The sequence below is a fragment of the Streptomyces sp. SP18CS02 genome (assembly GCF_036322365.1).
GTDB lineage: Bacteria > Actinomycetota > Actinomycetes > Streptomycetales > Streptomycetaceae > Streptomyces.
The window spans coordinates 24,271-36,806 of record NZ_JAQYXC010000254.1 but is presented as its reverse complement, the minus strand read 5'-3'; the positions used below and the strand labels follow the sequence as shown (position 1 = coordinate 36,806).

Below are 12,536 nucleotides of genomic sequence, written 5' to 3'. Positions count from 1 at the left end.
TTGACGAACCGCACGCAGCGCGCAATTCTCAGGACGCGTCGTCACAACGATCCGCATCCGAGGCATGGATCGACGACCGAACGGGCAGTATCGATGTGCGCCAACGGCGCGAGGTGACGCGGAGTTGAGAACAACGAGGGTTGCGAATTGCTCGCCCTGGACATCAGTGGGCCAAGTGGCTACACTGTCCCTTTGCGCTGCCTGTTAGCTGCCCCCTGCCCGTCACCAGGGGCATCCCCTCGCAAGAGCACAGTTGACCGAATGCCCTGACCTGGGATTCTGTCTCCGTGTCCAGCTTGGGACCGGTACGCGCGTAGTGAGTCCGAGCCCTCGGAAGGACCCCCTCTTGGCCGCCTCGCGCAACGCCTCGACCGCGAATACGAACAACGGCGCAAGCACCGCCCCGCTGCGCATCTCCTTTGCAAAGATCAAGGAGCCCCTCGAGGTTCCGAACCTCCTCGCGCTGCAGACCGAGAGCTTTGACTGGCTGCTCGGCAACGCCGCGTGGAAGGCTCGTGTCGAGGCGGCTCTGGAGTCCGGACAGGACGTTCCCACCAAGTCCGGTCTGGAAGAGATCTTCGAGGAGATCTCGCCGATCGAGGACTTCTCCGGGTCGATGTCGCTGACTTTCCGCGACCACCGCTTCGAGCCTCCCAAGAACTCGATCGACGAGTGCAAGGAGCGCGACTTCACGTACGGCGCCCCGCTCTTCGTCACCGCCGAGTTCACCAACAACGAGACCGGCGAGATCAAGTCCCAGACGGTCTTCATGGGCGACTTCCCGCTCATGACCAACAAGGGCACCTTCGTCATCAACGGCACCGAGCGTGTCGTTGTGTCGCAGCTGGTCCGCTCGCCGGGTGTCTACTTCGACTCCTCCATCGACAAGACGTCCGACAAGGACATCTTCTCGGCCAAGATCATCCCGTCCCGGGGTGCCTGGCTGGAGATGGAGATCGACAAGCGCGACATGGTCGGTGTCCGCATCGACCGCAAGCGCAAGCAGTCCGTGACCGTCCTCCTCAAGGCGCTCGGCTGGACCACCGAGCAGATCCTGCAGGAGTTCGGCGAGTACGAGTCGATGCGCGCCACCCTGGAGAAGGACCACACCCAGGGCCAGGACGACGCGCTGCTCGACATCTACCGCAAGCTGCGTCCGGGCGAGCCGCCGACGCGCGAGGCCGCTCAGACGCTGCTCGAGAACCTCTACTTCAACCCCAAGCGCTACGACCTCGCGAAGGTCGGCCGCTACAAGGTGAACAAGAAGCTCGGCGCGGATGAGCCGCTGGACGCCGGCGTCCTCACCACCGACGACGTCATCGCCACCATCAAGTACCTGGTCAAGCTCCACGCGGGCGAGACCGAGACGGTCGGCGAGAACGGCTCCCAGATCGTCGTCGAGACCGACGACATCGACCACTTCGGCAACCGTCGTCTGCGCAACGTCGGCGAGCTCATCCAGAACCAGGTCCGTACGGGTCTGGCTCGTATGGAGCGCGTCGTGCGGGAGCGCATGACCACCCAGGACGTCGAGGCGATCACGCCTCAGACCCTGATCAACATCCGGCCGGTCGTCGCCTCCATCAAGGAGTTCTTCGGCACCAGCCAGCTGTCGCAGTTCATGGACCAGAACAACCCGCTGTCGGGTCTCACCCACAAGCGCCGTCTGTCGGCGCTCGGCCCGGGTGGTCTCTCGCGTGAGCGGGCCGGCTTCGAGGTCCGTGACGTGCACCCGTCCCACTACGGCCGCATGTGCCCGATCGAGACGCCCGAAGGCCCGAACATCGGTCTGATCGGCTCGCTCGCGTCGTACGGCCGGGTGAACGCGTTCGGCTTCGTCGAGACGCCGTACCGCAAGGTCGTCGACGGCCAGGTCACCGACGAGGTGGACTACCTGACCGCCGACGAGGAGGACCGCTTCGTCATCGCCCAGGCGAACGCGCCGCTGACGGAGGAGCTCCGGTTCGAGGAGTCCCGCGTCCTGGTGCGCCGCCGTGGCGGCGAGGTCGACTACGTCCCCGGTGACGACGTCGACTACATGGACGTCTCGCCGCGCCAGATGGTGTCGGTCGCGACCGCCATGATCCCGTTCCTGGAGCACGACGACGCCAACCGTGCCCTCATGGGCGCGAACATGATGCGTCAGGCCGTCCCGCTCATCAAGAGCGAGGCGCCGCTCGTCGGCACCGGCATGGAGTACCGCTGTGCCACCGACGCCGGTGACGTCATCAAGGCGGAGAAGGACGGTGTCATCCAGGAGGTCTCGGCCGACTACGTCACCGTCACCAACGACGACGGCACGTACACCACGTACCGCATCGCCAAGTTCTCCCGCTCCAACCAGGGCACCTCGGTCAACCAGAAGGTCGTCGTCTCCGAGGGCGACCGGGTCATCGAGGGCCAGGTCCTCGCCGACGGGCCGGCCACCGAGAACGGTGAGATGGCGCTCGGCAAGAACCTGCTCGTGGCGTTCATGCCGTGGGAGGGTCACAACTACGAGGACGCGATCATCCTGTCGCAGCGCCTCGTGCAGGACGACGTCCTCTCCTCGATCCACATCGAGGAGCACGAGGTCGACGCCCGTGACACCAAGCTCGGCCCGGAGGAGATCACCCGGGACATCCCGAACGTCTCCGAGGAGGTCCTCGCCGACCTCGACGAGCGCGGCATCATCCGTATCGGTGCCGAGGTCGTCGCCGGCGACATCCTCGTCGGCAAGGTCACGCCCAAGGGCGAGACCGAGCTGACGCCGGAGGAGCGCCTGCTCCGCGCGATCTTCGGTGAGAAGGCCCGCGAGGTCCGTGACACCTCCCTGAAGGTGCCCCACGGCGAGACCGGCAAGATCATCGGTGTGCGCGTCTTCGACCGCGAAGAGGGCGACGAGCTGCCGCCGGGCGTGAACCAGCTGGTCCGCGTCTACGTCGCGCAGAAGCGCAAGATCACCGACGGTGACAAGCTCGCCGGCCGCCACGGCAACAAGGGTGTCATCTCCAAGATCCTGCCGATCGAGGACATGCCGTTCCTGGAGGACGGCACCCCGGTCGACATCATCCTCAACCCCCTGGGTGTGCCGTCCCGAATGAACCCGGGACAGGTGCTGGAGATCCACCTCGGCTGGCTCGCCAGCCGCGGCTGGGACGTCTCCGGCCTCGGCGACGACTGGGCCCGGCGTCTGCAGGCCATCGGCGCCGACCAGGTCGCGCCCGGCACCAACGTCGCGACCCCCGTCTTCGACGGCGCGCGCGAGGACGAGCTGGCCGGTCTGCTGGAGAACACCATCCCGAACCGCGACGGCGAGCGCATGGTGCTCCCGTCCGGCAAGGCCCGGATGTTCGACGGCCGCTCCGGTGAGCCGTTCCCGGACCCGATCTCGGTCGGGTACATGTACATCCTCAAGCTCCACCACCTGGTCGACGACAAGCTGCACGCCCGGTCGACCGGTCCGTACTCGATGATCACCCAGCAGCCGCTGGGTGGTAAGGCTCAGTTCGGTGGCCAGCGCTTCGGTGAGATGGAGGTGTGGGCGCTGGAGGCTTACGGCGCCGCTTACGCCCTCCAGGAGCTGCTGACCATCAAGTCCGACGACGTCACCGGCCGCGTGAAGGTCTACGAGGCCATCGTCAAGGGCGAGAACATCCCCGAGCCCGGCATCCCCGAGTCCTTCAAGGTGCTCATCAAGGAGATGCAGTCCCTGTGCCTCAACGTGGAGGTGCTGTCCTCGGACGGCATGTCCATCGAGATGCGCGACACCGACGAGGACGTCTTCCGCGCTGCGGAGGAGCTCGGCATCGACCTGTCCAGGCGAGAGCCGAGCAGCGTCGAAGAGGTCTGACGGGTTGGCCGGCCGCCTCCCCGAAAGGAGGCGGCCGGCACCTCCTCCGACCCTCCCCCTACGCCCCAGCGGGCGTGGAGGAAACCCCCAGACCATGATTGAGACACAACCCTGAGAGGGATTGACGCATAGTGCTCGACGTCAACTTCTTCGACGAGCTGCGGATCGGCCTGGCCACCGCGGACGACATCCGTCAGTGGTCCCACGGCGAGGTCAAGAAGCCGGAGACCATCAACTACCGCACCCTCAAGCCCGAAAAGGACGGACTCTTCTGCGAGAAGATCTTCGGTCCTACCCGGGACTGGGAGTGCTACTGCGGCAAGTACAAGCGTGTCCGCTTCAAGGGCATCATCTGTGAGCGGTGTGGCGTCGAGGTCACCCGCGCGAAGGTGCGCCGTGAGCGGATGGGCCACATCGAGCTCGCCGCCCCCGTCACCCACATCTGGTACTTCAAGGGCGTCCCGTCGCGCCTGGGCTACCTGCTGGACCTGGCGCCGAAGGACCTCGAGAAGGTCATCTACTTCGCCGCCTACATGATCACGTTCGTGGACGAGGAGCGCCGCACGCGCGACCTGCCGTCGCTGGAGGCGCACGTCTCCGTCGAGCGCCAGCAGATCGAGAACCGCCGCGACGCCGACCTCGAGGCCCGCGCCAAGAAGCTCGAGACCGACCTGGCCGAGCTCGAGGCCGAGGGTGCCAAGGCCGACGTGCGCCGCAAGGTGCGCGAGGGCGCCGAGCGTGAGATGAAGCAGCTGCGCGACCGTGCGCAGCGCGAGATCGACCGTCTCGACGAGGTGTGGAGCCGCTTCAAGAACCTCAAGGTCCAGGACCTGGAGGGCGACGAGCTGCTCTACCGCGAGCTGCGTGACCGCTTCGGCACGTACTTCGACGGTTCGATGGGTGCCGCGGCGCTGCAGAAGCGCCTGGAGTCCTTCGACCTGGAGGAGGAGGCCGAGCGCCTCCGCGAGATCATCCGTACCGGCAAGGGCCAGAAGAAGACCCGTGCGCTCAAGCGCCTCAAGGTCGTCTCCGCGTTCCTGCAGACCAGCAACAGCCCCAAGGGCATGGTGCTCGACTGCGTGCCGGTGATCCCGCCGGACCTGCGTCCGATGGTGCAGCTGGACGGTGGCCGCTTCGCGACCTCCGACCTGAACGACCTGTACCGCCGTGTGATCAACCGCAACAACCGTCTGAAGCGTCTGCTCGACCTCGGTGCTCCCGAGATCATCGTGAACAACGAGAAGCGGATGCTCCAGGAGGCGGTCGACGCCCTCTTCGACAACGGCCGTCGTGGTCGCCCGGTGACGGGCCCCGGCAACCGTCCGCTGAAGTCCCTCAGCGACATGCTGAAGGGCAAGCAGGGTCGATTCCGTCAGAACCTGCTCGGCAAGCGTGTGGACTACTCCGCGCGTTCCGTCATCGTCGTCGGCCCGCAGCTCAAGCTGCACCAGTGCGGTCTGCCGAAGGCCATGGCGCTGGAGCTCTTCAAGCCGTTCGTGATGAAGCGCCTGGTGGACCTGAACCACGCGCAGAACATCAAGTCGGCGAAGCGCATGGTCGAGCGCGGCCGCACGGTCGTGTACGACGTGCTCGAAGAGGTCATCGCCGAGCACCCGGTTCTGCTGAACCGTGCGCCCACGCTGCACCGCCTCGGCATCCAGGCCTTCGAGCCCCAGCTGGTCGAGGGCAAGGCCATCCAGATCCACCCGCTCGTCTGCACCGCGTTCAACGCGGACTTCGACGGTGACCAGATGGCCGTGCACCTGCCGCTCTCCGCGGAGGCGCAGGCCGAGGCCCGCATCCTGATGCTGTCCTCGAACAACATCCTCAAGCCGGCCGACGGCCGTCCGGTCACCATGCCGACCCAGGACATGGTGCTGGGCCTCTTCTTCCTCACCACGGACGAGGAGGAGCGCGAGGTCAAGGGCGAGGGCCGGTCCTTCGGCTCCACCGCCGAAGCGATCATGGCGTTCGACGCCCGCGAGCTCTCGCTCCAGGCGAAGGTCGACATCCGCTTCCCGATCGGCACCGTCCCGCCCCGTGGCTGGACCCCGCCGGCCGAAGAGGCGGGCGAGGACTCCATCGGCGCGGCCGCGTGGCAGCAGGGTGACTCGTTCCGTCTGCGGACGACCCTGGGCCGTGCGCTCTTCAACGAGCTGCTGCCCGAGGACTACCCGTTCGTCGACTACTCCGTCGGCAAGAAGCAGCTCTCCGAGATCGTCAACGACCTCGCCGAGCGCTACCCCAAGGTCATCGTGGCGGCGACGCTCGACAACCTGAAGGCGGCGGGCTTCTACTGGGCGACCCGTTCCGGTGTCACCGTGGCCATCTCCGACGTCGTCGTTCCCGAGGCGAAGAAGGAGATCGTCAAGGGTTACGAGGCGCAGGACGAGAAGGTCCAGAAGCAGTACGAGCGCGGTCTGATCACCAAGGAAGAGCGCACTCAGGAGCTCATCGCGATCTGGACCAAGGCGACCAACGAGGTCGCCGAGGCGATGAACGCGAACTTCCCCAAGACGAACCCCATCTTCATGATGGTTGACTCGGGTGCCCGAGGAAACATGATGCAGATGCGGCAGATCGCCGGTATGCGTGGTCTGGTGTCGAACGCCAAGAACGAGACGATCCCGCGTCCCATCAAGGCGTCCTTCCGCGAGGGCCTGTCCGTGCTGGAGTACTTCATCTCCACCCACGGTGCCCGTAAGGGTCTCGCCGACACCGCCCTGCGTACCGCCGACTCGGGTTACCTGACCCGTCGTCTGGTGGACGTCTCGCAGGACGTGATCATCCGCGAGGAGGACTGTGGCACCGAGCGCGGTCTGAAGCTGAAGATCGCGGTCAAGGGCGAGGACGGTGTCCTGCGCAAGACGGACGACGTCGAGACCTCCGTGTACGCGCGGATGCTCGCCGAGGACGTCGTCGTGGACGGCAAGGTCATCGCGCCGGCCAACGTCGACCTGGGCGACGTGCTCATCGACGCCCTGGTCAACGCGGGCGTCGAGGAGGTCAAGACCCGTTCGGTCCTGACCTGTGAGTCCGCGGTCGGCACCTGTGCCTTCTGCTACGGCCGTTCGCTCGCCACCGGCAAGCTGGTCGACATCGGTGAGGCGGTCGGCATCATCGCCGCCCAGTCCATCGGTGAGCCCGGTACCCAGCTGACGATGCGTACCTTCCACACCGGTGGTGTGGCCGGTGACGACATCACCCAGGGTCTGCCCCGTGTCGTCGAGCTCTTCGAGGCTCGTACGCCCAAGGGTGTCGCCCCGATCTCGGAGGCGGCGGGCCGCGTCCGGATCGAGGAGACCGAGAAGACCAAGAAGATCGTCGTCACCCCGGACGACGGCAGCGACGAGACGGCGTTCCCGATCTCGAAGCGTGCCAAGGTCCTGGTGCACGAGGGCGACCACGTCGAGGTGGGCCAGAAGCTCACCGCGGGTGCCACCAACCCGCACGACGTGCTGCGGATCCTCGGCCAGCGCGCCGTCCAGGTCCACCTGGTCGGCGAGGTCCAGAAGGTCTACAACTCGCAGGGCGTGTCGATCCACGACAAGCACATCGAGATCATCATCCGGCAGATGCTGCGCCGTGTGACGATCATCGAGTCCGGCGACGCGGAGCTGCTGCCGGGCGAGCTCGTCGAGCGCTCGAAGTTCGAGACCGAGAACCGTCGTGTGGTCACCGAGGGCGGTCACCCCGCCTCCGGCCGTCCGCAGCTGATGGGTATCACCAAGGCCTCGCTCGCCACCGAGTCGTGGCTGTCGGCGGCGTCCTTCCAGGAGACGACCAGGGTCCTGACCGACGCGGCGATCAACGCCAAGTCGGACTCCCTGATCGGCCTCAAGGAGAACGTCATCATCGGTAAGCTCATCCCGGCCGGTACGGGTCTGTCCCGCTACCGCAACATCCGGGTCGAGCCGACCGAGGAGGCCAAGGCCGCGATGTACTCGGCCGTCGGCTACGACGACATCGACTACTCGCCGTTCGGCACCGGCTCCGGCCAGGCCGTCCCGCTGGAGGACTACGACTACGGTCCGTACAACCAGTAAGTAGTGGATCCGAAGGGCGGTCACCTCGTTTCGTACGGGGTGGCCGCCCTTCGGCGTTTCAGCGCACGCCGATCTCCCAGAGGGCGAGGGCGAGGCCGGCGCTCGCCGTGAGAGCGGCGATGCTGCTCAGCGGCCAGCGGGAGCGCTCCAGGGCGTCGAGCCGGGCCTCGTGGTCGGCGAGCTGCCGGTCGGTCTGGTCACTGCGCTGGACCAGCAGGGCGAGCGATCCGTCGACCCGGGCGAATCCCGCCTCCAGGGTGCCGCGCAGCCGCTCCAGCTCCAGGGCGACGGCGACCGGGTCGTTCGGGTCAGTCTCGGTCATGGGCGGCTCCCGGGGACTCGCCCCGCAGCCAGGGCGGCAGCAGGGCCTGGACGGACGGCAGGGCCATCACACGGGTCAGCGCGCCGGCCACGGCCAGGGCGCCGGCCACCCAGGGGAGGGTGGCCGGGATGCCGGAGGCGTCCACCAGCGCCGGGAGCACGACGGCGATCGCGACGGCGGTCTGGAGGACGGTGCGGGCCGTGCGCCTGGAGGCGTCGGACATGGGGATCTCCTCACGCGGGTCTTCCGCAAGCGGGTCTTGCTCAGGCGGGTCTTCCTCAAGTGGTGTACGGAACCTTCAGCGCGTCCCAGGACGCGCGGCCCGGCCATCCGTCGGCGTCGTCGCCGGTGTGGCCGAGCTTGCGCTGCCACTTCGCGTACGAGAGGCGGTCCGCCTCGCTCCAGGTGGAGCCGGGGCCGACGCGGTACGCGGAGCAGCCCTCGGCGACCAGCCGGCGGCCCATCGCGGTGATGATCGGCGAGACCGGCTGGGTGGCGAAGAACCCCGCGCCGGGGAACGGCTGGTAGCGGGGGGTGACGGGACCGGTGGGGCGGCCGGGCGCGGACTTCAGCCGGGAGGCGATCCGGGACCGGAGCCCTTCCATGGTGAAGCCGCGCGGGTCGCTCTTGGCGGCGGTCCACTCCTTGTGGCCGATCACGGAGCCCGCGCCCCAGCGGTGGGCCCGGCAGATGGCGGCGGAGGTCCGTTCGACGGCGTCGAGCTGGGCGGCGGGCCAGGGGTCCTTGCCGTCGCCGAGGTTGACGCACTCGAAACCGTAGAAGCGGGCGTTGCCGTCGGTGTTGTTCTCGCCCGGCTCGGGCAGCGGGGTCTCGGCGATCACCGCGCGCAGGACGTCGTCGTCGCCCGTGCCCGCGTGGTTGGCCCGCCCGTTCGCGATGAGGTGGACCCGGCCCTCCTTGTCGATGACGCCGTGACAGAGCGGGCCGGGCAGCGCGCTGTAGCCGTCGCGGCACAGGGCGACGGAGGAGGCGGAGCCGGTGGAGACGGTGTGGTGGATCACCACACCGTGCACCGGGCCCCAGGCGCCCTTGTGGTTGCGGTTGCGGGTGCGCCAGCCGGGGTGCTCGACGACGCGGACGCCTTCGGCCCGGAGGGCGGCGAGGAGGCGGTCGGGGGAGAGGGGTGTGGCCATGGCGGTCTCCAGTCGTGCGGGGCCCGGTCAGGCGGCCGGGCCGGCGGCGGTGGCCGGGGCGGCTGCGGGGAAGGCGGGCGGGTGGTACGGGGCCGGGGCCGGCGGGAGGATCAGCTCGCCGCCGGGCGGGGCGATCACCTCGTCGGGCAGGGGTTCCTCGGGGAGGGCGTCGGACATGGGCGCTCCTTTCGGGGCGGAGGGGTGCCGGGCAGGACGGGGTGGCGCCGAAGGGCCGCCGCCGCGGCTGCGGCGGCGGCGGCGGTGGCGGCGTCGCGGGCGGGGGCCGGGTCAGGACTGGCGGCCCTCGGCGAAGAGCACCCCGACCGCCGCGTCCCCCGTCCCGGACGTGCGGCGCCCCTCCACGTACAAGCTGCTCCAGCTGAAGATCGGCCGTTCGTGCGGAGCGAGGATCATCCGGGTGAACGCCTCGCCGGTCGCGGTGACCGTCTCGCCGAGCTGGGCCGTGGCGCCGTCCTCGGCGAGGTAGCGGACCCGGGCCTCGACGGTGGTGTCCGCACCCGCCTGCACCCAGACGCCGACGGCCAGCTGGGGGTGCTGGAGGTACATGCCGCCCTGGAGCACCCGGGTCCACTGGTCCGAGACGAGCGGCGCCGGGGCCGGATAGAGGGGGATGGGCACATAGGGGCGGGCCAGGCCGCCCCGCTGGGTGTCGTCGGCGGCCACGATGGAGCCGAACCGGTCCCAGATGCTCAGCGCCTGGGTCTCGTCGCCGTACAGGCCGAGCGCGAGGGAGCCGTCCTCCCGGCGGATCAGGGCGCCCTGCTGGGGCGTGCCGTCGTCGTGGTCCTGGATCGATCCCAGGTACAGCAGTGTGTTGTCCTGCGCGTCGCGCACCGTCAGCCGCCCGCCGTCGGTGATCGTGAGACCTCCGCCGGAGATGGTGTCGAGCGCGGGGCGGGTGACGGCGGCCGTGGACAGCCGCTGCACCTTGCGCTGGAGTTCCCGGATCAGATCGAGCAGGTCCTCGGGGAGAGCGGGCATCAGGTGGCCTCCAGGAAGAGTTCGGCGGTCTCCGGACGGCCGCGCTGCGGTGGGGCGACCTTGACGCCGATCACCCGGTACCGGGCGTCGAGCCCTTCGGCGTACCACTCGTCGGTGATCCGCAGCCGTACCGTGCGGCCCAGCAGCATCGGCGGCACCGGGTCCCGGTCGTCGAGGCGGACGGTGACGGCCGGGATGACCACGGCCCCCCGGGCCTCGGCCAGCTCGGCGGCGGCCAGCGCGTTCAGCGCCGGCACGGAGCTGACCGACGAGTGCTCGGAGCTCAGGTCGATCCTCGGGTGGCCGCCGTCGATCAGGTCCTGGGCGACGTGCTCGACGGAGACGGCCGGCCGGCTCTCCTGACTGGGGTCGGAGTTGGCGCTGGCGCCGCGGGCCCGGGCGGTGGTGCCGCCACGGGTCGCGTCCCGGGGGAAGGAGTAGCTCAGCACCGGTCCCGGCCGGTCCAGGACCAGGTCGGTGGAGCCGGTGCGCAGTTTGGGGTGGCCGAGCCGCAGCCGCTTGACGCGCCGGCCGGTCACCGGATCGCGGTAGACGGCGATGTGGTGCTCGAAGCCGTTCTCGACCTCGGCCAGCTGCTTGAACGCCTCCTCCACGGGGGTTTCGTCGCCGTCCCGCCACACCATGTCCCGCACCACCCCGGACGTCTCGTCGCCCCAGGTGACGCCGATGTCGCCGCCCTCGGTCCCGTGCTGGATGTGGTCCCACAGGGCGCGGGCGATCGCCAGCTGGTCCTGGCCGGCGAAGGGCAGGTCCTTGCGGATGCGGCGGCGGGCGGCGTACGAGTCGAACGTCGCCGCCTGGAGGGCGAGGGTGAGGATGCCCTTGTCGTCGGCGTTGAGGGTGGCGGTCCACAGGATGCCGCCCCACCACAGGTCACCGCCGCGCTCCAGATAGACGGCCGTACGGCCCTCCTCGATGCGCCTGACCCGTTCGGCGAGCCCGGCGTCCGGGATCGGGACGGTGCCGGTGAGGGAGCCGGGGCGGCCGATGTAGTCGTCCACCGACACGTCCCGCAGCGGCAGGACGTCGATGGGGCGGTCGGTGCGCAGGTCGCAGAAGAGCGCGCGGTAGGGGCTGGTGGCGGTCATACGGCGGCCTCGTAGGTCGCCGAGCCGATGATCGCGTGGGCGGACGCCCAGGCCCAGGGCGTGACGGCGTCCGCGAGACCGGTGCCCGCCACGGCGGTCGCGTTGGGCTTCCCGGAGCTGACCTCCAGCTCGAAGAAGGCGGTGCCGGTGCAGCGCATCCGGGCCATCACCCGCTCGGACGTGGTGGCGGTGAGCTCGGCGAAACCGATGCCCTGGGTGGGGGTCGCGGCCGGGACGGGCAGCGAGAACCGCCAGTTGTCGGCCGTCGTGCCGGCGCCGAACCTGGTGGTCGAGCCGAACACGATCCGGAAGTTGACGTGCACGGTCGGGCCGGAGTGCACATAGCGGCAGTCGATCAGGGCGTTGCCGTAGGCGGGGGTGGCGGAACCGCTGCTGGTCGTCCACGCCGGAGTCCAGTTCCGCCACACCGGCGGCGGCGGGTAGGCGGTCCAGGCGGTGCCGTTCCAGCGCTCCAGCCGTCCGTTCGCGTCCCGGTACTGCCCGGCGTACATGCCGTCGAAGCCCGCCGCCGGCACGATGCCGCCCAGCGCGGCGGTCGGGTGGCGCCGGTTGACGACGGCGGTCGTCCAGTCGATGCCGCCGTTCCCCGCCGACGCCCCGGCGCGCACGGTGACGCTGTACAGCGGCAGCGAGCTGACCGGGAGCGCCGGCTCGGCCGGGACGGCCGCGGGGGTGCCCGGGACGATCCGTACCAGCGCCCGGGTCTCCCCGGAGCCGTCGTACGGGTGGTCCTCCACGTCCAGCACGATCCGGTCGATCCGCGGGTAGGTGGGATCGCCGTCGGCGACCGTCAGGGTCTCCGGCTCGGTGACGGCGACCGGATAGGCGCCCTGGTCGGCGGCGCCCTGCACGACGGCCCGGCCGGTGCCGATGGCGCACTGCATGGCGGACACGCCGGTGAGGGCGAATCCGCCGGGCACGACGCCGGCCCGGGCGGTCAGCTCCCCGTTGGGCGTGAGCAGGGCGGAGGTGGTCAGTCGGGTGTCCTCACGGGTCTGGCCGGAGGACAGCAGCCAGGCGCTGCGTACGGTCATGAGCTGCTCCTTGGAA

The 12,536-nt window shown here is 69.3% G+C and carries 9 protein-coding genes; 2 read left to right on the top strand and 7 right to left on the bottom strand.

The features are described from left to right. Positions 1 to 346 precede the first annotated feature (346 nt). Together rpoB and PUR26_RS04445 are read left to right on the top strand one after the other, a co-directional pair. On the top strand, positions 347 to 3,832 hold the full coding sequence (rpoB, locus tag PUR26_RS04450) for a DNA-directed RNA polymerase subunit beta (RefSeq protein ID WP_329869415.1): 3,486 nt from the start codon (positions 347 to 349) through the stop codon (positions 3,830 to 3,832). A 131-nt stretch (positions 3,833 to 3,963) separates the two neighbouring features. Then, positions 3,964 to 7,878, top strand: coding sequence for a DNA-directed RNA polymerase subunit beta' (locus PUR26_RS04445; protein WP_329869413.1), 3,915 nt, complete (start codon positions 3,964 to 3,966; stop codon positions 7,876 to 7,878). Positions 7,879 to 7,936: 58 nt separating this feature from the next. Here the strand turns inward: PUR26_RS04445 and PUR26_RS04440 are convergent, their stop codons facing one another. The 7 genes from PUR26_RS04440 to PUR26_RS04410 form a co-directional block, all read right to left on the bottom strand. After that, entirely contained in the window at positions 7,937 to 8,200 is a 264-nt protein-coding gene (locus tag PUR26_RS04440) for a hypothetical protein (RefSeq protein WP_329869412.1), read from the bottom strand. Continuing rightward, on the bottom strand, positions 8,187 to 8,423 hold the full coding sequence (locus tag PUR26_RS04435; RefSeq protein ID WP_329869411.1) for a hypothetical protein: 237 nt from the start codon (positions 8,421 to 8,423) through the stop codon (positions 8,187 to 8,189). Before PUR26_RS04435 ends, PUR26_RS04440 begins: the two co-directional genes overlap by 14 nt. A gap of 55 nt (positions 8,424 to 8,478) precedes the next feature. Beyond that, positions 8,479 to 9,354 carry a peptidoglycan-binding protein gene (locus tag PUR26_RS04430; RefSeq protein WP_329869410.1) on the bottom strand — a complete coding sequence of 292 codons (876 nt, stop codon included), beginning with the start codon at positions 9,352 to 9,354 and terminating at the stop codon, positions 8,479 to 8,481. Between the two features lie 27 nt (positions 9,355 to 9,381). Further along, the gene (locus PUR26_RS04425; protein WP_329869409.1) at positions 9,382 to 9,531 is read right to left on the bottom strand and encodes a hypothetical protein; all 150 of its coding nucleotides are present in this window, start codon (positions 9,529 to 9,531) and stop codon (positions 9,382 to 9,384) included. 111 nt (positions 9,532 to 9,642) lie between these two features. Continuing rightward, positions 9,643 to 10,356, bottom strand: a complete 714-nt coding sequence (locus PUR26_RS04420; protein WP_329869408.1) for a hypothetical protein — start codon at positions 10,354 to 10,356, stop codon at positions 9,643 to 9,645. Further along, the gene (locus PUR26_RS04415) at positions 10,356 to 11,465 is read right to left on the bottom strand and encodes a hypothetical protein (RefSeq protein ID WP_329869407.1); all 1,110 of its coding nucleotides are present in this window, start codon (positions 11,463 to 11,465) and stop codon (positions 10,356 to 10,358) included. Before PUR26_RS04415 ends, PUR26_RS04420 begins: the two co-directional genes overlap by 1 nt. After that, entirely contained in the window at positions 11,462 to 12,520 is a 1,059-nt protein-coding gene (locus PUR26_RS04410; RefSeq protein ID WP_329869405.1) for a hypothetical protein, read from the bottom strand. The genes PUR26_RS04415 and PUR26_RS04410 overlap by 4 nt, the downstream gene beginning before the upstream one ends. Between the last annotated feature and the right edge of the window lie 16 nt (positions 12,521 to 12,536).

Bases quoted from the DNA above. Each gene is read 5' to 3' on its own strand.
- PUR26_RS04415 (WP_329869407.1), bottom strand. From the start codon at position 11,465: ATGACCGCCACCAGCCCCTACCGCGCGCTCTTCTGCGACCTGCGCACC.
- PUR26_RS04440 (WP_329869412.1), bottom strand. From the start codon at position 8,200: ATGACCGAGACTGACCCGAACGACCCGGTCGCCGTCGCCCTGGAGCTG.
- PUR26_RS04430 (WP_329869410.1), bottom strand. From the start codon at position 9,354: ATGGCCACACCCCTCTCCCCCGACCGCCTCCTCGCCGCCCTCCGGGCC.
- PUR26_RS04425 (WP_329869409.1), bottom strand. From the start codon at position 9,531: ATGTCCGACGCCCTCCCCGAGGAACCCCTGCCCGACGAGGTGATCGCC.
- PUR26_RS04435 (WP_329869411.1), bottom strand. From the start codon at position 8,423: ATGTCCGACGCCTCCAGGCGCACGGCCCGCACCGTCCTCCAGACCGCC.
- PUR26_RS04410 (WP_329869405.1), bottom strand. From the start codon at position 12,520: ATGACCGTACGCAGCGCCTGGCTGCTGTCCTCCGGCCAGACCCGTGAG.
- PUR26_RS04420 (WP_329869408.1), bottom strand. From the start codon at position 10,356: ATGCCCGCTCTCCCCGAGGACCTGCTCGATCTGATCCGGGAACTCCAG.